Origin of the sequence: Campylobacter sp. FU_497 (genome assembly GCF_025772425.1) — a bacterium.
Taxonomy (GTDB): Bacteria; Campylobacterota; Campylobacteria; order Campylobacterales; family Campylobacteraceae; genus Campylobacter_D; species Campylobacter_D lari_C.
Map to the genome: position 1 here is coordinate 96,254 of NZ_JAKMSC010000003.1, position 21,627 is coordinate 117,880.

Genomic DNA, 21,627 nt, shown 5'->3' on the forward strand with positions numbered 1-21,627 from the left:
ATATGTTTAGCAATGAAGAAGAAAAAAGAATTCAAGAACTTTGCACTATGGCTTTTGATTACGCAAGAAAAAATGATTTACAAAATTTAAAGATTATGATAGAAGCAGGTTTGAGTGTGAATTTAAAAAATCACAAAGGTGATAGTCTCTTAATGCTTGCAAGTTATCATAATGCTTATGAATGCGCTAAGTTTTTACTAGAAAATAATGCTAGGGTAGATGAGAAAAATGATAGAGGACAAACTCCATTAGCAGGGGTGTGTTTTAAAGGATATTTGCCCATGTGTAAGCTTTTGGTAGAACATGGAGCAAATATTGATGAAAACAACGGTCTTGGTATGACACCTTTTACTTTTGCACTAATGTTTGGGCATAGAGATATAGTAGAGTTTTTAGCAAAGCATTCTAAAAAAAGTTTTCTTAAAAAAATAGCTTTTGCTGTGTTGAAAATTTTTAAAAGAAAGAAAAGTTAAACTCTTTGAAAAAATAAAAATTATAAAATTATCCTTTTATTTGTAAATAGAAGGATAAATATGTCACAAAAAGCAGAGAAATTATGGGGTGGACGTTTTGATTTACCTACAAATAAATTAGTTGAAGAATACACTGCTTCATTATTAGTTGAGCCAAGACTTGCTCCTTTTGATATACAAGGAAGTATAATTCATTGTACTATGCTTGCAAAACAAGGTATTATAAAAGAAGATGAAGCAAAAACTATCATCAAGGGTTTAGAACAAGTTAGAGAAGAAATTCAAAATGGAACCTTTGTTTTTGATATAGCTGATGAGGATATTCATATGGCTGTAGAAAAAAGAATGACACAAATTGTAGGCCCAGTAGGTGGAAAGCTTCATACTGCAAGAAGTAGAAATGATCAAACTACGCTTGATTCAAAAATGCATATGAGAGCAGTTATAAAAGAAATTCTAAATCAAATTATTGCTTTGCAAGAAGAAATTATAAATCAAGCTCAAAAAAATATCAAAGCTGTTATGCCAGGCTATACACATTTACAAACTGGTCAACCGGTGCTTTTTTCACATTGGATTATGGCATATTTTTGGATGTTAAGTAGGGATTATTCTCGTTTTGAAGATTTATATAAAAGAATGGATGAGTGTCCTTTAGGAGCAGCTGCACTTGGTGGAACCACATTTAATATAGACAGACATTTTTGTGCCAAAGAACTAGGTTTTGCAAAACCAACAGAAAATAGCATTGATAGCGTTAGCGATAGAGATCATATGGTTGAATTTACTTCTGTGGCTGCAATGTGCTTTATGCACCTTAGTCGTTTTTGTGAAGAGCTTATACTTTTTTCAAGTCAAGATTTTAAATTTATAGAATTAAGTGATGATTTTTGCACAGGCTCAAGCATAATGCCTCAAAAGAAAAATCCTGATGTGGCTGAAAAAATGCGTGGTAAGACAGGCAGAATGTATGGCAATGTTATGGCAATGCTAACTATTATGAAAGGTATTCCACTAGCTTATAATACTGACATGAGTGAAGATAAGGCTCAAGTTTATGATTCTATGGATACTTTAATGGCAAGTTTAAAAATCATAACTCCTATGATAGAAAAAATGCAAGTAAATGCTAATAATACAAGAGCAGCTGCTGCAAAAGGTTTTTCAAATGCTACGGATATGGCTGATTATTTAGTAAGAAAAAATATACCATTTAGAGAAGCTCATAGTATAGTTGGTGGGGCTGTGAACTATTGTATTAAACATGGAAAAATGCTTGAAGAGCTTAGTATGGAAGAATTCCATCAATTTAATGAAAATATCCAAGAAGATATTTATAAAGCAATTGCTTTAGAAACTTGTATAGACGCAAGAGTATCTTATGGTGGTACAGGAACAAAAGTAGTATTAGAGCAAATTGAACATGCAAAAGAATTGTTAGATAAATGTAAAAAATAAACAATAAGGGCGAAGATTAGATGGATATTATTTTTATACTTCAACTTTTTATTATTTTTTCTATGATAGCCATAGGTGGTAGATATGGTGGTATAGGACTTGGGGTCGCAGGTGGACTTGGTATGTGTATTTTGGTTTTGGTCTTTGGTATGCAACCAGCTTCACTTCCTGTGAGTGTAGTGTTTATTATACTTGCTGTGATTACTTGTGTGAGTGTTTTACAAAGTGCAGGTGGGCTTGATTTACTAGTAAAAATAGCTGAAAAAGCATTAAAGAAAAAACCTCAAGCTATTGTTTTTATGGGTCCATTAATCACATCCACATTTACAATATTTTGTGGTACTACTTATGTAGCTTTTTCTGTTTATCCAGTGATTGCTGAAGTAGCTGCTCAAGCTAAAATTCGCCCTGAAAGACCACTTTCGGTTTCAGTTATAGCAGCAGGTATTGCAGTGGTGGCTTCTCCTATGAGTGCAGCCACTGCAGGTATGGTGGCTATTTTAGCTGTTAGTGGTGTAGGGCTTGTTCAAATATTAGCCGTGGTAATGCCAGCATTTTTAATTGGTGTTATATGTGCTTGTTTGAGTGTTTTTAAAAGAGGAAAAGAGCTTGAGCAAGATGAGGAATTTCAAAGAAGAGTAAGAGCAGGGGAATATCAGTTTTTAACTCAAGATAAACAAGAAGATAAACAAGAAGCAGATCCTAAAGTTAAAAGAGCTTTATTGATATTTGCTTTGGGGATTTTAACCATTATTTTCTTTGGGACTTTTACAAATTTATTGCCTCATTATGAGCTTGCAAATGGTAAAATAGAAAGACTTTCTACTCCAAATTTAATCCAAATGATTATGCTTGCAACAGCTTGTTTGATTATGCTTTTTGCTAAAGTTCCTGCTAATAAACTTGGTGAAGCTTCTGTATTTAAATCAGGACTTATAGGCGTTGTAGGGGTTTTTGGTATAGCTTGGATGACAGGAACATTTTTTGAAGCTTATAAGCCTTTATTTAGCGATTCTTTATCGCATATTGTAGAGGATTATCCGTATTTATTTGGTGTGGCTTTATTTGCCTTTTCTATGGTGATTTTTTCTCCAGCTGCAACAGTAGCAGCTTTGATGCCTTTGGGCGTGAGTTTGGGAATTCCTCCTCAAATTCTTATTGTGCTTTATCCTTGTGTGAGTGGAGATTTTATAGTCCCAGGTGCTAATCAAATAGCATGTGTGGCTTTTGATAGAACAGGCACAACAAAAATAGGTAAATTTGTGATCAATCACTCTTACTTAAGACCAGGTTTTGCTCTAATTATCGGCGCTGTTGTAAGTGCTTATTTTATATCACAAATAGTTTTTTAGTTATTAAAGGCTATTTTTAAGTTTTTGTAAATACCTATAGACGCTAGGTTCTGATATATTAAGCGACTTAGCAACTATAGGTATGCTTCCTTTAATGTTAAAAATTCCTTTTGAGTGAAGCTTTTTGATAATTTCATCTTTTTGCTCAGTGCTTAAGCTGTATCCTGAATTTAAATATTTTAAGTCTATGTTTTCGGCTAAAATATCTTCTATAGAATGACTAAGTGTTTCTATATTACTCACATTGTGTAAATTTACATTGTTTTGATTGTGAATATCTAATAAATCACTAAAATCATTGATTTTTTCAAGTTCTATGATTTTACTAATAGCATTTCTAAGCTCTGTGGTATCGTGATTTATACATAAAATTCCCACAATTTTATTTTGATTTTTTATAAAAAAAGTTGATCCAGTAACAATCTTAGACTTTCCAACCTTTGCCTTATAATCACATAAAAAGTCTTTATTTAAATACTCTTTTTCTTGTACAAGCTCACTTGCAAAAGAAGTTAGTGGAGAATTAATGGTTCTTCCGCTAATGTGGTTATTTGCAATGGCTGCTATATATGAACCCTCAGGTGAAATCACATGAAAAACGATTTCGTATTGATCTCCAAGCACCTGTCCTAAAAACTGAGTAAGTTTGATAAATAATTCTTTTTGTTGCTCATCCATGATCTAGACCTTTTTGTTGTTTTTTGTTATTTTACAAAATATTTTCATCAAAGTTGTTAATATTTACAACAATAAAAAAAATTATTATTATGATAAAAAAATATTGACAATTTATTATTATGATGATAATATTATATTATGATTTCATTTAAACATAAGGAGTATACATGGCAAATTATCCAAAGGCTATAGGACCATATTCAGCTTATAGAGAAGCTAATGGTTTGTTGTTTATTTCAGGACAACTTCCTATTAATCCAGAAAGTGGAAATATAGAAAGTGAAGATGTGAAAGAACAAACAAGACAATCATTATTAAATATTAAGGCTATATTGGAAGAAAATAATCTTTATTTTAACAATGTAGTTAAAACGACTTGCTTTTTAGCAAATATTGATGATTTTGTGGCTTTCAATGAGGTTTATTCTGAATTTTTCGCAGCTCCATATCCTGCAAGAAGTGCTTTTGCGGTAAAAGATCTTCCTAAGGGAGCAAAAGTGGAGATAGAGGTTATTGCTCATAAAGGATAGAGCATGTTGGGTTTATTTTTTGCAGGATGTTCTGTATTTTTACTTGTATTCATGCTCTATAAAAAAATCAACGCCCATATGGCGTTGCTTTTAAGTGGTTTATTCTTGCTAGCTTTAGCAGGAATTTTTGGACTTTCTCCTATTATTAGTGAAAAGCAATCTTTACATTTAGGTCTTTTTGATATTTTCCAAGTAGTAAATACTAAAATGTCAAGTACTCTAGCAGGTCTTGGACTTACTTTAATGTGTATAGCAGGATTTTCTGCTTATATGGATCATGTGGGTGCAAGCTATGCTTTATTTAAAGTATTTGAAAGACCTTTAAAGGCAGTAAAATCGCCTTATATTTTATTGCTAGTTTCATATTTTGTAATCCAGTTTTTAGTGCTTTTTATACCTTCACATGCAGGTTTAGCGCTTTTGCTTATGGTTACAATGTATCCTATTTTAGTGCGCTCAGGTGTTTCTAAACTTTCTGCACTTTCAATTATCGCTATTTGTCAATACATTGACCATGGTCCAGGCAGTGGCAATGTAATTTTAGCCGCAAAAACAGCTGAAATTGATCCTGCGGTGTATTTTGTGCATTATCAGCTTCCTACAACTGTGCCTATTATCATAGCAGTAGGTATTGCGATTTATTTTTGCTCAAAATATTTTGATAAAAAAGAAAATTTCACATTTAACCGTGATGATGTTGAAAAAGAATTAGCAGAACATGATGGCAAAAGTGAAGAGCTTAAAAAGCCACCTAGAATTTATGCGATTTTACCTATTATACCTTTAGTGTTAATTTTGGGCTTTAGTAGTGTTTTAGATAGCATTATGGTGTTAATGGGGCTTACTACTATGGAAGAAGTTAAAGCAGCTTCATCTACTGCTATTAAAATGAATGTGCCGGTTGCTATGATGATTTCAACCTTTATAGCAATTATTTTTGAAATCATTCGTTATAGAAGTTTGATTGATACTTTAAATTCTATCATGGTATTTTTCAAAGGTATGGGGCATTTGTTTGTAATCACAGTTTCTTTGATCGTTTGTGGTCAAGTTTTTGCAAGCGGACTTTTATCAGTTGGCTTTGTGGATACTTTAATAGGTTTTGCAAAAGATGCAGGTTTTGGAGTGCTTGCTATTATTATAGCAGTTTCTATTTTACTTGCTGTGTGTGCATTTTTAATGGGCTCAGGAAATGCAGCATTTTTCTCTTTTGCACCACTTATTCCAAATATAGCAAAATCTTTTGGCGTTGAAACCATAGCTATGATAGCACCTATTCAAATCATGACAGGTTTTGGCAGATGTGTTTCGCCTATTGCACCTGCTATTTTGGCGATTTCAGCTATGGCTAAAGTAAATCCATTACAAGTTGTAAAAAGAACAGCTATTCCTATGCTTGTAGCTGCTATTGTTAATGTGATTATGACTTATGTTTATTTGTAAAAAAGGACTTAAAATGAATAACAAAACTAAATTAATCCACCTAGGAAGAGGCGATCAAAACGCTGAAGTAAGATCAGTTAATCCAACCCTAATGCGTGCATCAACTATACTTTTTAAAGATCACGCAACTTGGCAAAAATACCGTGAGTTAAGAAAAACAGATCGTGTTTTAAGTTATGGTGCTAGAGGAACAGCAACAAATTTTGAACTTGAAAAACTAATTTGTGAGCTTGAAGGAGGCCATAGAGCACAACTTTTCCCAACAGGACTTGCAGCATTAGCTATGGTGCTTTTAAATTATGCTAGCAAAGATGCTCATTTTTTAATCACTGATGCTATTTATGGACCTGTTAGAACAATTTGTGATTTATTTTTAACTAAAATGGGTGTAGAAATTGACTTTTTAAAAGCTGATGCTTCTGATGTAGAAGAAAAAATCAAACCAAACACAAAATTAATCCTTTGTGAAAGCCCAGGTTCTATACTTTATGAAATCATAGATTTGCCAAAACTTTGTGAAATTGCGCATAAACATAACATACCAGTAGCGATTGATAATACTTATTCAAGTGGGTATTTTTTAAATCCGCTTGAGCTTGGAGTGGATATTTCAGTTATTGCAGCGACTAAGTACTTAAGTGGGCATTCAGATGTAACCATGGGTATAGTAGTGATTAATGAAAAAGAATGGAAAAATTTTGACAAATTACCAGAAGCTTTAGGATTTACTACAAGTCCTGATGATGCTTATTTAGTGCTTCGTGGTATGAGAACTTTAGATGTAAGAATGAAAGCTCATGAAAAAAGCGCAGATGAAGTAGTAGAGTTTTTACAAAGTAGAAAAGAAGTTAAAACAATTTTTTATCCAAAATTAAAAACTCATCCAAACCATGAAGTTTTTATGCGCGATCATAAAGGCGCTAATGGTATGGTAACGATTGAATTTGCAGATGGTATTTCAAAAGAACAAGCTATTAAGTTTGTAGATGATTTAGAATATTTTTCAATCGGTGCAAGCTGGGGTGGATATGAGAGTTTAGCTACTGTTACTACTCCACCAAGAACAGCAACAGATTGGAGTGCTAGAGGACCTTTTGTGAGATTTCATATAGGTCTTGAAGATAGTAAGGATTTGATTGCTGATTTAAAACAAGCATTTGAAAAAATAAATTTTAAAGGATAAAACATGGGTGTGAGTGTATTTGATATGAGGTTGCTTCAAGATTCTTGGAGCACCCCTGCAATGAGAGCTATTTTTAGTGAAGAAAATAGAATTCAAAAATGGCTTGATGTAGAAGCTGCCCTAGCAAAAGCTCAAGCAAAACTTGGCATTATCCCTAATGAAGCAGCTATAGAAATAGCTAAAAAAGCACATTATAAATTTATGGATATGGATTTTATTTTTGCTGAGTTTAAAAAAACTAAACACCCTTTAGTGCCTACTGTGCGTGGTTTAGAAAAAGCTTGTGAAAATGGTCTTGGTGAATATGTACATTTTGGTGTAACAACGCAAGATATCATTGACACAGGCTTAGTTTTACAATTTAAAGAAGCTATGACTTTAATCAAGCAAGATTTAAAAGATATAGCTAAAAATTTAGCAAAAATCGCAAAAGAGCATAAAAATACTGCGATGATGGGAAGAACCTTAGCTTTACAAGCTTTACCTATAACTTTTGGACACAAAGTTGCAATTTGGCTTAGTGAGCTTAATCGCCACTATGAAAGAATTATTGAACTTGAAAAAAGATTATATGTAGGATTAATCGTAGGTGCAGTGGGAACTAAAGCAAGCTTAAGTGACAAGGCTAATGAAGTAGAAAAACTTACTTTAGAAAGCTTAGGTTTAGAAGTTCCTGATATCTCATGGCAACCAGCAAGAGATCGTTTCATTGAGCTTGGTTATGTTTTAGGTAATATCAATGCAACCTTTAACAAAATCGCACATCAGCTTTTAATCTTAGCTCATAATGAAATCGATGAAATTGCTGAGCCTTTTGGAAAAGGTCAAGTGGGAAGCTCTACTATGCCTCATAAAAGAAATCCTGCAGTAAGTGAAAACGCAGTGACTGTAAGTAATGCCCTAAGAGCTAATATTGCAATTTTAAGCGATATAGAAAGACATGAGCATGAAAGAGATGGTCAAGTTTGGAAAATGGAATGGAAGCTTTTGCCAGAAGCGTTTTTAATGCTTTCAGTGGTATTAGCAAATATGAAATTTGTCTTTGATGATTTAGAAGTTAAAAAAGACAAAATGTTAAAAAATCTTGATACGCTTAATGGCTTTGTATTGGCAGAACGCGTGATGTTTGCTTTGAGTGATCATTATGGTAAGCAACATGCACATGAAATTGTTTATGAAAATGCTATGAGAGGCATAGAAAATCATAAAACTTTCAAAGAAGTTTTACTTGAAGATGAGCGTGTAAATAAGGTTTTAAGTGAAAAAGATATTGATGTTTTAATGGATGCTACAACTTATGTAGGTTATGCACCAAAATTAGTTGATGAGTTCTTAGAAAAAATCGCTAATGCACCAATTCTAAAGTAGGAAAAAATGTATTTAAGTGAAAAACTAGCCGAATTTATCGTAAATTTAGACTATGAAGCTATCCCTAGTGAAGTAAAGCAAAGAGCAAAAGAGCTTATGCTTGATGCACTAGGAACAGCCCTAGCTGCTAAAAATGAAGCTTGTGTTTTAAATGCAACTAAGGCTTTTGAAGCTTTAAGCGTAAATCCTTGTGAAAAAATTTGGAGTGAAGATAAAAAGCTTGATGTAATTTATGCTGCGATGGTAAATGCCATTGCAGCGCATGCCCTTGATTTTGATGATACTCATACTGAAGCTATTTTGCACGCTAGTGCTATTTTAACTCCGCTTTGTTTAACTTATGGATTTAGCGTAAGTAAAAATGGAAAAAAAGTTTTAAAAGCTTTTATAGTTGGTTGGGAAATTGCTGCTAGAGTGGGTATAGCAAGCAAAGGAAGTTTCCATAAACGCGGCTTTCATACTACAGCTATAGCAGGAATTTTTGGTAGTGTAGCTGCAAGTTGTGTTTTACTTGATTTAAACAAAGAACAAATCATCAATGCTCTAGGTTTAGCAGGAAGTTTTGCAAGTGGGGTAAATGAGTTTTTATCTAATGGTTCTAATTCTAAAGTTTTACACATAGCTAATGCTTTGAAAAATGGAATTTTAGTAGCAAATTTCGCAAAAGCTAATATGAGTGGCCCTTTGAGTATATTTGAAGGAAGGGATAATATCTTTAGAACTTTTGGTTTAGAAGATGAGTGTGATAAAAATGAACTTTGTAAGGGCTTGAATGAAATTTGGCAAGTAATGCAAGTTTCGTTAAAACCTTATCCAAGCTGTCATTTTGCGCATGGGCTTATTGATTGTGCTATGAGTTTAAGAAATGATGGCTTAAAAGCACAAGATATCAAAAGTTTGCATTGTTTTGTAGATGAGGTGCCAATTTCATTTATCTGTGATCCAATAGAAGCAAAATACACTCCACAAAGTGCTTATGCTGCCAAATTTTCCATGCCTTTTTTAATGGCTTTGGCATTTTTTGATGGCAAGATCACTTTAAAATCTTATGAAAATTTAAATAGAGCTGAACTAATAGAATTTGCTAAAAAAATTAGCTATGAAAAGAAAAAATCTAGCGGTTTCCCTAAATACTTTCCAGGACATTTAGAAGCTGTTTTAAATGATGGAAGAGTAATTAAAAAAGATGTACTGATTAATAAAGGAAATTTTGATAATCCTTTAAGTTTTGATGAATTAAAAGATAAATTTCTTTCTAATGCTAGCATAGCACTTTCTTTAGAAAAGGCTGAGGAATTAGTCAAAAAGCTTCAAAATTTAGAAAATCTAAATGATTTTGATTTCTAGCAATCTCATTTTTTTGAGATTGCTTATTATTTTAAAAAAGAAATAATTTAATTTTTTATATAATGTTTTATCTTAGTTTTTGTAAGGAAAAACATGACTTTAGATACATTAAAAGATAATGAAGAAGCTATTATAGTAGGCTTTGAAGCAGATAAACAACTCCAAGCAAGACTTTTTAGTTTTGGTTTTGCAAAAAACAAAAAAGTTAAAAAAATTCGCTCTTCTATTGCAAATTCTACTATTATGGTAGAACTTGATACAACTTGCGTGATTTTACGCTCAAGTGAAGCAAAAATAATACAAATTTCAAAAGAGTTTTAATGAAAGAAATCATCGTTGCTTTAGTAGGTCAGCCAAATGTTGGTAAAAGTTTATTAATTAATGCACTTTGTAAAGCTAATATGAAAGTTGGTAATTTTAGCGGTGTTACGGTTGAAAAGGCTGAGGCTAGATTAATTTATAAAAATTATGAGTTTAAATTTATAGATTTACCAGGAACTTATGCATTAGATGGTTATAGCGAAGAAGAAAAAATTACAAAAGATTTTTTAAAAAAGGGTAAATTTGATCTTGTAGTAAATGTGCTTGATTCTACAAATTTGGAGCGTAATTTGATTTTGAGTGCATCTTTAATAGAAGCTAAAATTAAAATGATTATGGCTTTAAATATGCAAGATGAAGCTAAAAATGAAGGTTTTAGTATAGATTTTAAAATTTTATCCCAACTTCTAAATACACCTTGTCTTGGCGTGTGCGCTAAAACCAAAGAAAATCTAAATACACTTTTGGATTTAATCATTTCAACTCATGAAGCTAAATTTGAAGCCAAAGAGTGTGTTTATAGTGATATCATAGAAGAAGAACTTACAAAAATAAGTGAATTTTTAAATCAAAATGAAATTACTTATTTAGATTTTTCTACAAAAGATTTAGCACTTGCTTTACTTAAAAATGAAGCTAATATAGTCATTTCGCACGCTTTGAGAAAAATACTTGATGAAGCTTTAGAAAAAATTTATATGGCATATCATAGCAAAGATATGGAAAGTATTTTTAAAGAAGAGCTGATTGCTTTTGCAAATGGTATATGTGCTAAAGTTTTAAGTAAGGGTGTTAAGTATAAAAATCATACCAAAGAAATAGATTCTATTTTAATTAATAAATTTTTAGGAATTCCTATATTTTTGTTTTTTATGTGGGCTTTATTTCAACTAACCTTTACTTTAGGTCAAATCCCTATGGATTATATAGAAATGTTTTTTGCTAATTTAGGTGATATGGTAAAAAATAATATTAGCAATGAATTTATCGCTTCAGCCTTAGCTGATGGTGTTTTAGGTGGGGTTGGTGCGGTTATAACTTTTTTACCAAATATTATGATTTTATTTTTTGGTATAGCCTTACTTGAAACAACTGGATATATGGCTAGGGTTGCATTTTTATTAGATGGAATTTTATACAAATTTGGCTTACATGGTAAAAGTTTCATCCCTTTAATCACGGGTTTTGGTTGCTCAGTACCTGCATTTATGGCTACAAGAACTTTAAAAAATAAAAAAGATAGATTATTAACTCTTTTTATTATTAATTTTATGAGTTGCGGTGCAAGACTTCCTGTATATGTGCTTTTTGTTGGAGTGTTTTTTTCCGCTGATGTAGCGGGAAATTATCTTTTTGGAATTTATCTTTTGGGTGCGTTTTTGGGTTTGATTGCAGCTAAAATTTTAAGAATGAGTGCTTTTAGAGGACAAGATGAACCCTTTGTAATGGAAATGCCAAAATATAGAATGCCAAATTGGAATTTGGTATGGTTTATGGTGTTTAACAAAGCCAAAATGTATTTAAAAAAAGCAGGAACATTTATTTTGATAGCTTCTTTGCTTATTTGGTTTGCGAGTAATTTTCCTGCACAAGAAAATAATACTCAAGATGCTTTAACTCAAGAGCTTCAGATAGAAAATAGTTATCTTGGGCAATTTGGTAAAGCAATAGAGCCCATTTTTGCGCCACTTGGCTTTGATTGGAAACTTAGTGTATCTTTGGTAAGTGGTTTAGCTGCTAAAGAAGTGATGATTTCTACTATGGGTGTGCTTTATTCTTTAGGTGATGAAGTTGATGAAACAAGTTTAAATTTACAAGAAGCTATAAAAGAAAACATCCCTTTTAATACAGCAGTAGCTTTTATACTTTTTGTTATGATTTATAATCCTTGTTTTGCAGCAACTATAGTTTTTGCCAAAGAAGCAGGAAATAAAAAGTATGCATGGTATCTTTTTATATTTACATCTTTATGTGCGTATTTGGTTGCTTTTTTTGGGATTAATATTGCCAAATTGATAATTTAATCATCTTTATGATGATTAAATTTCCATTTTTTGCTCTAAAGAGTGTTGCCAAAAGGCTGTTTCAAGCCTTATGGTAGTATAAAAAATTTCGTTTAATTTTTTAAATTTTTCTTCACTAATGCTATTTGCATAAGAATTAAAAAAGTCTTTAAATTCTTTGATTTCATCTTGAAATTCTTTACCCGCATAGGTTAAAATCCACTCTTTGTAAGGATGATTTTCTAAGCTTTGTTTATTAAGTCCTTTATAAATTTCTTCTCCTATATATGCATAGCCTATAGCACAAGCACTCAAAGCACATAGCATATCTAAATAATCTCCATTTTGTCCCACGCTTAGTAAGTATCTTGTATAGGCAATATTAGCTAAACTTTCATCTTTATAATTTAGTTTTTCTACATCAATACCTAGCTTTAAAATACTTCTATGAAGTTCTAATTCTCCTTCTAAAGTGTAGTTTTGATTTTTAATAGCAAATTGAATTTCTTTAGCATTATTTGCATTTAAAGCAAGCAAAGCATAACATTTTGCATAATTATTTAAAAAGATATAATCTTGTTTAAGATAAAACAAAAATACATCTTTTTCTAAAGTGCCATTTTGAAGTTTTTTTACAAATTCGTGATGGATGTATTGCTCCCAAGTTTTTTTATTTTCTTTTATAAGTCTATCCAAAAGCATTAATTTCCTTTGTTAAAAATTAAGCTTTTATTTAAACACAGATAATTAAATTTTTCGTAATAATCTTTAATTTTTAACTTTTTAAACAAGAAATTTATTTTTTTATTGTAAAATGTGGTTTAATTTTTTAAACTAGGAGATAAAAATGGCAATTTTTGATGATGTAAAAAAAGTAGTTGTTGAGCAACTTAGTGTTGATGAAGATGCAGTTAAAATGGAATCTAAAATTATTGAAGATTTAGGTGCAGATTCTTTAGATGTTGTTGAATTAGTTATGGCTTTAGAAGAAAAATTTGATGTAGAAATTCCAGACAGTGATGCTGAAAAACTAGTAAAAATCGAAGATGTTGTTAATTATATAGAAAATCTTCAAAAATAATTTTAATTTTTAATAAGGAGTGCGGTTTGAAACGCGTTGTAGTAACAGGTATAGGAATGATCAATGCCCTTGGCTTAGACAAAGATAGCTCATTTAAAGCAATTTGTGATGGCAAAAGCGGTGTTGATAAAATCACTCTTTTTGATACCACTGATTTTCCAGTGCAAATTGCTGCTGAAGTAAAAAATTTTGACCCTTTAAGTGTTTGTGATGCTAAAGAGGTTAAAAAAATAGATCGTTTTATACAACTTGGTATTAAAGCGGCAAGAGAAGCTATGGAAGATGCTAAATTTGATGAAACTTTAAACAAAGAAGAATTTGGTGTAGTTTCAGCAGCTGGTATAGGTGGTTTACCAAATATAGAAAAAAATTCCGTTACTTGCGCACAGCGTGGACCACGTAAAATTACTCCTTTTTTCATACCATCAGCTTTGGTTAATATGCTTGGTGGGATTATTTCAATCGAGCATGGATTGCAAGGACCAAATATCTCATGCGTGACTGCTTGTGCAGCGGGAACTCATGCTATAGGCGAAGCTTATAAAAGCATAGCTTTAGGCAATGCAGATAAAATGCTTGTAGTAGGCGCTGAAGCAGCTATTTGTGCTGTGGGCATAGGTGGCTTTGCTGCTATGAAAGCTCTTTCTACTAGAAATGATGATCCAGCTAAGGCTTCAAGACCATTTGATAAAGAAAGAGATGGTTTTGTAATGGGTGAGGGTGCTGGTGCTTTAGTGTTTGAAGAGTATGAGGCTGCTAAAAAGCGTGGAGCTAAAATTTATGCTGAGTTAGTAGGTTTTGGCGAAAGTGCGGACGCACATCATATTACTTCGCCTACTTTAGAAGGGCCATTGCGTGCTATGAAAAAAGCTTTAAAAATGGCAGGAAATCCAAAGGTAGATTATATTAATGCGCACGGAACTTCTACCCCGGTAAATGATAAAAATGAAACAGCAGCTATTAAAGAACTTTTCAAAGATCAAATTCCTTTAGTTAGTTCTACAAAAGGTCAAACAGGCCATTGCTTAGGTGCTGCTGGTGCTATTGAAGCTGTTATTTCTTTAATGGCACTTGATCAAGGTATATTACCGCCAACTATCAATCAAATCGTAGCAGATGAAAACTGTGATCTTGACTATATACCAAATACTGCAAGAAAAAGCGAAGTTAATGTTGTAATGAGCAATTCTTTTGGTTTTGGTGGAACAAATGGTTGTGTGATTTTCAAAAAAGTAGATTAATATGGCTTCTTATTTAGATTTTGAAAAAAATATTCAGCAAATTGACGAGGATTTAGCAAATGCTAAAATCAAAGGCGATGATGAAGCAGTAAAAATTTTAGAAAAAAACCTTGAAAAAGAAACTCAAAAAGTTTATAAAAATTTAAGCGATTACCAACGCTTGCAGCTTGCAAGACATCCTGATCGTCCTTATGCACTTGATTATATTCAAGCTATATTATGTGATGCTTATGAAATTCATGGCGATCGTGCTTTTAGAGATGATCCTGCTATTGTGTGTTATGCAGGATATATAGGTGGTAAAAAAGTTATTGTTATAGGTGAGCAAAAAGGTAGAGGTACTAAAGATAAGCTTCATAGAAATTTTGGTATGCCTCATCCTGAAGGTTATAGAAAAGCTCTAAGAGTGGCAAAAATGGCTGAAAAATTTGACATACCGGTGTTATTTTTAGTAGATACCCCGGGTGCTTACCCAGGAGTGGGTGCTGAAGAGCGTGGTCAAAGTGAAGCTATAGCTAGAAATTTATATGAATTAAGTGCTCTTAAAACAATCACTATAGCAGTAGTTATAGGTGAAGGTGGAAGTGGTGGTGCTTTAGCCATAGGAGTAGCTGATAAACTTGCTATGATGAAAAATTCAGTTTTTTCTGTGATTTCACCTGAGGGTTGTGCTGCTATTTTATGGAATGATCCATCAAAAAGTGAAGCTGCTACTAAAGCCATGAAAGTAACTGCTGATGATTTAAAAACTCAAGGTTTGATTGATGATGTTATCGAAGAGCCAATGAGTGGAGCTCATAGAGATAAAGAAAACGCGATTAAAAATTTAAGCGATTATGTCTTAAAAGCTATAGAAGAATTAGAACAATACGATAAACGCGAATTAGCTGCATTAAGAATGCAAAAAATCTTTAAATTTGGAGCTTTTTCTGAATAATTTGCATTTTTATGCAAATTTCAACTTTTTTTAAAAAAACTATTGTATAATTACAACTTCAATTCAGTGGTTGGATAGCTCAGTCGGTAGAGCAGCAGACTGAAAATCTGCGTGTCGGCAGTTCGATTCTGCCTCTAACCACCATTTCATTTTCTATTATAAAAATCATCTAATTCTTGAAGTTCATTTTCGTTAAATCCTGCTTGAATTCTAGCTGTTTTGTTATATACTTTTCCTAAAAGATTAAATTCTTTATATTTGGCGCAAAGATCAAGATAACTATCATTTTCATTTTTTGCATAATTCCACCAAAAATCCCCTTTGTTTACATGTTTAATTTCATCATTTAGTATAATGGTAAAAATTTCACTAAATAAACTTTTTATAGGATGATTAGTTGTGTTTAATTTTTCTAAAACAAAAGGATTAGCATCAAGTCCTTTTGCTTCAAGTCCTCTATGCACTATGCCCATTCTATGAGCAAGATTATCTTTGGTTAAAAACAAGGCTTTTTCAAGATTATCATGCGCATAGAAATCTCCATATTTAAAACCAAGCTCATTTAAAGTTTTTTCTAAAAGTAAAAAATGCTTAATTTCCTCATCAGCTACCTCAAGCCAATCTTGATAAAATTTCAATGGCAAGTTTTTAAATCTATAACTAGCATCTAAAGCCAAATTTATAGCACTATATTCTATATGGGCGACTGAATGTAAGATTTTAGCTAAAGATAAAATGCTATTTGCTTCTTTTGGGCGCCTTATTTTCATAGGATGAAGGATTTTAACTTGTGAGTTTTCACAAATAATCGCTTTATGGGAATGATTAAAATCATACAAATTAGCTTTAAAATTTTCATAAAATTCATTAAATAATTCAATCTTTTTAAAAATATCTTTGTGATATAAAATTTTTTCTAATTCCTCAAAGAAATTTCTTTTCATTTTTAAACCTTGTTAAATATTATATAAGATAAAAAAGTATAATATAAAAATTTTGAAAATTTAAATAAGGTTTGCTAAAAATATGTTTAATGTCATACATGCTCTTTTTTTTAGAGAGTTAAAGACAAGATTTGGTATTAATAAATATTTGGGCTATTTTTGGGTAATCGGAGAGCCTATGATGGTGGTTTTGGTAATCACTTCTATTATAACAGCTATAAGAGAATTTCATCATCAAATCATGCCTGAAGGTGTTTCTATCTTTTTATTTTTAGCAGTAGGAATTATACCTTTTTTTATGTTTAGAAGTATTATTACTCAGCTTTTAAATGGTATAGGTGCAAATCTAGCTCTTTTTGCTTATAAACCTATTCGCCCTATACATGTTTTTATTGCTAGAACCATGCTTGAATTTTGCATTTATTTTACTATTTTTATTTGTGTAATGTTTTTAGCAGGTTGGTTTTTGCATATGCAAGTTATACCTAAGCATTTTTTGGAAGTGATGTTTTCGCTTTTTTTGCTTGTGGTATTTGGCTTTGCTATGGGAATGTGTTTTGCTATAGCAGGGCATTTTGCAGAGCCTTTAAAAATGGCTTTAAATTATTTAAATATAGTTTTATACTGGACAGCCTTGGTGGTATTTCCTATATGGATAGTTCCAAAACCTATTTTGGATATTTTATATTATAATCCACTTTTGCATATCATGGAGCTTTTAAAATATAATTTTTTTCAAAATTATCCATTGCTTGATGATTATAATTATTATTACCCTATTGCATGTTTAAGTGTGGTTTTGTTTTTGGGATTGTTTTTTTATTATTTTACTAGAGAAAAGTTGATAGCGGTGCGATGATAAAATTAGTTAATTTAACCAAATCTTTTCCTTTGCGTAATGGTGGAAGACATTATGTTTTTAAAAACTTAAGTTTTGAATTTCCTGAAAATTGCAGTATAGGTTTAATGGGGCGTAATGGTGCTGGAAAATCAACCTTAATGAAACTTTTAAGTGGTTCCTTGCTTCCTGATAGAGGTAAGATTATAACCAATAAAAAACTATCTTGGCCTTTAGGTTTGGCAGGTGCTTTTCAACACAGACTTTCAGCAAGGGACAATGCGCGCTTTGTGGCTAGAGTATATGGTTATAAAGGAAAGGCATTAGAAGAAAAGATTAAATTTGTTGAAGATTTTGCTGAGCTTGGTAAATTTTTTGATGAGCCTATGAATACTTACTCAGCAGGCATGAGTGCTAGGATATCTTTTGGCTTAAGTATGGCATTTGATTTTGATTATTATTTGATTGATGAAGCAGGTGCCGTGGGAGATCCTAAATTTAGAGAAAAAAGCTCTAAAATCTATAAAGAAAAATTAAGTCAGTCAAAAGTTATCATGGTTTCGCATAATGTAGCTGAAATTAAACAATGGTGTGATAAAATTATATTTATGCAAGATGGACAAGCTACTATATATGATGATGTAGATGAGGGTATAGCGGTGTATCAAGGAAAAATAAATGCAAAATGATTTATTAAAAAAGTTTAAAAATTTAAAGATACTTAACTCTTTCAAAATAGTGTTGATTTTGACGGCATTTGTTGTATTTTATTATGTTTTTATAGCAGCAAATCGTTATGTGAGTGAAAGTGTTTTAAGTGTGAAATCAACCACAGGAGATAGCGGAGCTATTACTGGAATTGCCGCACTTTTAACTAATAATTCTTTTTCAAGCGAGGATATAACTTTCTTAAAATCTTATATTCATTCTTTAGATATGTTAAATATCTTAGAAGAAAAAATCCAAATTCGTGAGTTATATCAAAAACAAAAACTTGATTTTTTTTACAGTATTTCTTCATCAGCTAATCAAGAAGAGTTTTTAAAGTATTATCAAAATCGTGTTAAGATCATTCAAGAAAACTCAGCCAATGGGCTTTTGCGTGTAGAAGTTGAAGGTTTTGACCCACAAAGTGCGCATTTAATAGCTTCAACTATAGTTAAAGAAAGTGAAAAATTTATCAATGAAATTTCACATAAAGCCGCAAGAGATCAAATGCAATTTGCCGAAGAAGAGCTTTTGCAATTTAAAAAAAGATATCAAAAGGCTAAAGATGAACTTTTAGCTTTTCAAAACAAATACGGAGTATTTGATCCACTCAAACAAGCAGAAGGCACTCTAAAACTCATAGCTGAACTTGAATCAAAAATAGCAGCTAAAGAAGCTGAGCTTTTAATGATGCAAAGTTATATTAATGATAATGCGCCGCAAATTGTTACAATAAAAAGTGAAATCACAGCTTTAAAAAAGCAACTTCAAAAAGAAAAATCTAAAGTTTCATCTCCAAAATCTTCTCAAAAACTTAATGATCTTGCAGCTAAATTTCAAGATCTAACTATAGAAGCAGGTTTTGCAGAAAGCGCTTATACAGCTGCATTAAAAGCTTATGAGAGTGCTAGGATAGAAGCTTTAAGAAAGATAAAACAAGTGGTTATAGTGCAAAGCCCAAGTTTACCTCAAAGTGCTAAATACCCAGAAGCTTTGTATAATATACTCACGGCTTTTATGATTTTATCTTTGATTTATGGAATTGTTAAATTTATTAAAATGATTATAGAGGAGCATAGATACTAATGAAAAAGATATTTTTATTTTTACTTTTACCTTTGTTTTTATTTTCTGCGGTAGATGTTTCTCAAATTGCGAAAATTCAAAATCAGCCATTAACTCCATCTTTAGAGCCACAAATTATAAATTATGATAACAACCAAAGTGATTTTAATCAAACTCAAGCTCCGATAACTAAAGTTTTTGGTGCGCATTTGTTTAATGGTAATTTCACTAAATTTACCCAGCATGTTTACAATCCTGATTATAAACTAGCAGTAGGCGATAGGATTAATGTAAAAATTTGGGGTGCGGTAGAGTTTATACAAACTTTAACAGTAGATTCTCAAGGAAATATTTTCATACCAAAAGTAGGTGCTATTAATCTTTTGGGTGTGAAAAATAGTGCTTTGGTGCAAGTTATTACAAAAGCTATTAATAAAATCTATAAAAGCAATGTCTATGTATATGCGGACATGGATATTTATCAAAATGTATCGGTATTTGTTGCAGGGAATGTAAATCAACCAGGCCTTTATCAAGGACTAAGTTCAGATTCTATCATACAGTATTTAGATAAGGCAAGTGGAATTAATTTAGAATATGGTAGCTTTAGAGATATTCAAATTTTAAGAGATAATAAAGTCATTAAAAAGATAGATTTATATGACTTTTTACTTAAAGGTCAACTTGATCTTTTTCCTTTTAGAATGGGCGATGTGATCTTAGTGGGTAGTGTGCAAAAGTATGTTTTTGTAGAAGGAGATGTGCAAAAACCTTTTAGATTTGAGTTAAGTAATGATATTTTAAATTTAGAAGATATAGCCAAAGTTGCAGGAGCTAAGCCTATAGTAACTAATGCAGTGGTAAAAAGCTATAGAGATGATCATAAATTACACGTAGATGCGTATAGTAAAAAGCAGTTTTTAGGTGTGAAGTTATACAATGGTGATGAGATAGAATTTAGACCTGATTATACTGCGCAAAATATTAGCATTAGCATAGAAGGTGAGCATAGTGGTTTGCACTCAGTGGTGATAAAAAAAGGCACAACTTTAGCTGAACTTGCTAAAATGATTACAGTTAATGATCAATCAAACATCAATGCCTTGCAAGTTTTTAGAAAAAGCGTAGCAGCTACTCAAAAACAACTTATAGAAGCTCAACTTAAAGAGCTTGAAACATTAGCTCTAACAAGCTCTTCAGTTAATGCTGAGCAAGCTAGCATTAGAGCTACTCAAGCTAAGACGATTTTAGAATTTATTGCACGTGCAAAGCAAGCTCAGCCAAAAGGACAAATCGTTATAGATAATGTCAAAGCGTATAATTCTATAGTATTAGAAGAAGGCGATGTGGTGAATGTACCTAGTAAAAATAATCTTGTTTTAGTTCAAGGTGAAGTTTCTATACCGGGTGCATTTGTGTATATGGATAAAGAAAAATTAAGATATTATATCAACCTAGCAGGTGGTTTTAGCGATAGAGCAGATATATCAAGAGTTTTGGTAATCAATGCTAATGGCAAAGCAACTAAATACAGCGGTAGAAGCTCAGCAGATATCAAAGCAGGAGATTCTATTTTAGTTTTACCAAAAGTAGATAGTCAAAATTTACAAATCTTTAGCATGTTAACACAAATTTTATATCAAATAGCTATTGCAACTAATGTAGTGTTAAATATATAGGAATTTAGATGAGCCAAATGGATGCGATTAAAATAGCCAAAGAAGTTTTTGAGATAGAATCAAAAACGATTTTAGATTTATGTGATAATTTAGATGAAGATTTTAATAAAGCCATTGAGCTGATTTTATCTATCAAAGGCAGATGTGTAGTAAGTGGTATGGGTAAGTCAGGCCATATAGGAGCTAAGATAGCTGCAACCTTGGCTAGCACAGGCACTCCGAGTTTTTTTATGCATCCCGGTGAAGCATTGCATGGAGATCTTGGTATGCTCACAAGTGAGGATGTGCTTTTAGCTATTTCAAATTCAGGAGAAACTGAAGAGGTTTTAAAACTCATACCAGTGATTAAAAAAAGAAAAATTCCTTTAATTGTCATGGCGGGCAATCAAAACTCTACCCTAGCTAAACAAGCAGATATTTTTATAAACATAGCAGTAAAAAAAGAAGCTTGCCCGCTTCAATTAGCTCCAACTTCTTCTACCACGGCTACTTTAGCCATGGGTGATGCTATAGCAGTAGCTTTGATGAGAGCAAGGAATTTTAGACCTGATGATTTTGCTTTGTTTCATCCAGGGGGAAGCTTGGGTAGAAAGCTTTTAACTAGAGTAGGCGATTTGATGGTGTCAAATAATCTACCTATAGTAAGTCCTGAGAGTGAGTTTAATGAGTTGGTTGATGTGATGACTAGTGGTAAGTTAGGACTTTGTATAGTACTTGAAAATGAAAAACTAGTTGGGATCATCACAGATGGGGATTTAAGAAGAGCTTTAAGGGCAAATGATAAGCCAAGATTTGATTTTAAAGCTAAAGAAATCATGAGTGAAAAACCTAAAACTATAGAAGTAAGTGCTATGGCAAGTGAAGCAGAAGAGCTTATGCTAAAACATAAAATTAAAGAAATAGTTGTTACTCAAGATGAAAAAATAGTAGGTATCATACAACTTTATGCGATAGGTAATGTGTAAATAATTTTATAAG

General features: G+C 31.8%; 21 protein-coding genes and 1 tRNA gene. 19 read left to right on the top strand and 3 right to left on the bottom strand.

Features of this window, described 5'->3' with window-relative positions:
- The first annotated feature begins 2 nt into the window (after positions 1-2).
- From L8W68_RS02605 to L8W68_RS02615, 3 genes are read left to right on the top strand one after another with little or no spacing between them, the layout of a single operon-like run.
- Positions 3-473: an ankyrin repeat domain-containing protein gene (locus L8W68_RS02605; RefSeq protein ID WP_263674897.1), complete on the top strand. Its 471-nt coding sequence runs from the start codon at positions 3-5 to the stop codon at positions 471-473.
- A gap of 60 nt (positions 474-533) precedes the next feature.
- Positions 534-1,931 (top strand): argininosuccinate lyase, encoded by a 1,398-nt coding sequence (gene argH, locus L8W68_RS02610; RefSeq protein ID WP_263674898.1) that lies wholly within the window; start codon positions 534-536, stop codon positions 1,929-1,931.
- A 20-nt stretch (positions 1,932-1,951) separates the two neighbouring features.
- Entirely contained in the window at positions 1,952-3,283 is a 1,332-nt protein-coding gene (locus L8W68_RS02615; protein WP_087685135.1) for an anaerobic C4-dicarboxylate transporter family protein, read from the top strand.
- Positions 3,284-3,286: 3 nt separating this feature from the next.
- Here the strand turns inward: L8W68_RS02615 and L8W68_RS02620 are convergent, their stop codons facing one another.
- Complete coding sequence (locus L8W68_RS02620; RefSeq protein WP_263674899.1) at positions 3,287-3,961, bottom strand: transcriptional regulator; 675 nt, start codon at positions 3,959-3,961, stop codon at positions 3,287-3,289.
- A 167-nt stretch (positions 3,962-4,128) separates the two neighbouring features.
- On the opposite strand from L8W68_RS02620, the gene L8W68_RS02625 reads away from it, so the two are divergent.
- From L8W68_RS02625 to feoB, 7 genes are all read left to right on the top strand, one after another.
- Positions 4,129-4,491, top strand: a complete 363-nt coding sequence (locus L8W68_RS02625) for a Rid family detoxifying hydrolase (RefSeq protein WP_012661024.1) — start codon at positions 4,129-4,131, stop codon at positions 4,489-4,491.
- Between the two features lie 3 nt (positions 4,492-4,494).
- A complete protein-coding gene (gene dcuC / locus L8W68_RS02630) occupies positions 4,495-5,934 on the top strand; it encodes a C4-dicarboxylate transporter DcuC (protein ID WP_263674900.1) in 1,440 nt (479 codons plus the stop codon).
- Positions 5,935-5,947: 13 nt separating this feature from the next.
- A complete protein-coding gene (metC, locus tag L8W68_RS02635) occupies positions 5,948-7,117 on the top strand; it encodes a cystathionine beta-lyase (RefSeq protein ID WP_263674901.1) in 1,170 nt (389 codons plus the stop codon).
- 3 nt (positions 7,118-7,120) lie between these two features.
- Positions 7,121-8,485 (top strand): adenylosuccinate lyase, encoded by a 1,365-nt coding sequence (gene purB, locus L8W68_RS02640; protein WP_263674902.1) that lies wholly within the window; start codon positions 7,121-7,123, stop codon positions 8,483-8,485.
- 6 nt (positions 8,486-8,491) lie between these two features.
- Positions 8,492-9,832: an MmgE/PrpD family protein gene (locus L8W68_RS02645; RefSeq protein ID WP_263674903.1), complete on the top strand. Its 1,341-nt coding sequence runs from the start codon at positions 8,492-8,494 to the stop codon at positions 9,830-9,832.
- A 93-nt stretch (positions 9,833-9,925) separates the two neighbouring features.
- Positions 9,926-10,153 (top strand): FeoA family protein, encoded by a 228-nt coding sequence (locus L8W68_RS02650; protein ID WP_039625344.1) that lies wholly within the window; start codon positions 9,926-9,928, stop codon positions 10,151-10,153.
- On the top strand, positions 10,153-12,177 hold the full coding sequence (gene feoB / locus L8W68_RS02655) for a ferrous iron transport protein B (RefSeq protein ID WP_263674904.1): 2,025 nt from the start codon (positions 10,153-10,155) through the stop codon (positions 12,175-12,177). Before L8W68_RS02650 ends, feoB begins: the two co-directional genes overlap by 1 nt.
- 15 nt (positions 12,178-12,192) lie before the next feature.
- Here the strand turns inward: feoB and tenA are convergent, their stop codons facing one another.
- Positions 12,193-12,858 (bottom strand): thiaminase II, encoded by a 666-nt coding sequence (tenA, locus tag L8W68_RS02660; protein WP_263674905.1) that lies wholly within the window; start codon positions 12,856-12,858, stop codon positions 12,193-12,195.
- A 145-nt stretch (positions 12,859-13,003) separates the two neighbouring features.
- On the opposite strand from tenA, the gene acpP reads away from it, so the two are divergent.
- From acpP to L8W68_RS02680, 4 genes are all read left to right on the top strand, one after another.
- A complete protein-coding gene (gene acpP, locus L8W68_RS02665; RefSeq protein WP_039617517.1) occupies positions 13,004-13,237 on the top strand; it encodes an acyl carrier protein in 234 nt (77 codons plus the stop codon).
- A gap of 26 nt (positions 13,238-13,263) precedes the next feature.
- On the top strand, positions 13,264-14,478 hold the full coding sequence (locus tag L8W68_RS02670) for a beta-ketoacyl-ACP synthase II (protein WP_039627924.1): 1,215 nt from the start codon (positions 13,264-13,266) through the stop codon (positions 14,476-14,478).
- A 1-nt stretch (position 14,479) separates the two neighbouring features.
- Positions 14,480-15,415: an acetyl-CoA carboxylase carboxyltransferase subunit alpha gene (locus L8W68_RS02675; protein WP_263674906.1), complete on the top strand. Its 936-nt coding sequence runs from the start codon at positions 14,480-14,482 to the stop codon at positions 15,413-15,415.
- 68 nt (positions 15,416-15,483) lie between these two features.
- Positions 15,484-15,559, top strand: a tRNA-Phe gene (locus L8W68_RS02680).
- 2 nt (positions 15,560-15,561) lie between these two features.
- Here the strand turns inward: L8W68_RS02680 and L8W68_RS02685 are convergent.
- Positions 15,562-16,359 (bottom strand): ferritin-like domain-containing protein, encoded by a 798-nt coding sequence (locus L8W68_RS02685; protein WP_263674907.1) that lies wholly within the window; start codon positions 16,357-16,359, stop codon positions 15,562-15,564.
- 82 nt (positions 16,360-16,441) lie between these two features.
- Between L8W68_RS02685 and L8W68_RS02690 the strand changes: the two genes are divergently transcribed.
- The 5 genes from L8W68_RS02690 to L8W68_RS02710 are packed head-to-tail and all read left to right on the top strand — an operon-like array spanning position 16,442 to position 21,614.
- Positions 16,442-17,218 carry an ABC transporter permease gene (locus L8W68_RS02690; RefSeq protein WP_263674908.1) on the top strand — a complete coding sequence of 259 codons (777 nt, stop codon included), beginning with the start codon at positions 16,442-16,444 and terminating at the stop codon, positions 17,216-17,218.
- Complete coding sequence (locus tag L8W68_RS02695; RefSeq protein ID WP_039617525.1) at positions 17,215-17,886, top strand: capsular polysaccharide export system, ATP-binding protein; 672 nt, start codon at positions 17,215-17,217, stop codon at positions 17,884-17,886. The genes L8W68_RS02690 and L8W68_RS02695 overlap by 4 nt, the downstream gene beginning before the upstream one ends.
- On the top strand, positions 17,876-18,991 hold the full coding sequence (locus L8W68_RS02700; protein ID WP_263674909.1) for a capsule biosynthesis protein: 1,116 nt from the start codon (positions 17,876-17,878) through the stop codon (positions 18,989-18,991). The genes L8W68_RS02695 and L8W68_RS02700 overlap by 11 nt, the downstream gene beginning before the upstream one ends.
- Complete coding sequence (locus L8W68_RS02705; protein ID WP_263674910.1) at positions 18,991-20,649, top strand: polysaccharide biosynthesis/export family protein; 1,659 nt, start codon at positions 18,991-18,993, stop codon at positions 20,647-20,649. Before L8W68_RS02700 ends, L8W68_RS02705 begins: the two co-directional genes overlap by 1 nt.
- 17 nt (positions 20,650-20,666) lie before the next feature.
- Complete coding sequence (locus L8W68_RS02710; protein ID WP_263674919.1) at positions 20,667-21,614, top strand: KpsF/GutQ family sugar-phosphate isomerase; 948 nt, start codon at positions 20,667-20,669, stop codon at positions 21,612-21,614.
- The last annotated feature ends 13 nt before the right edge of the window (positions 21,615-21,627 follow it).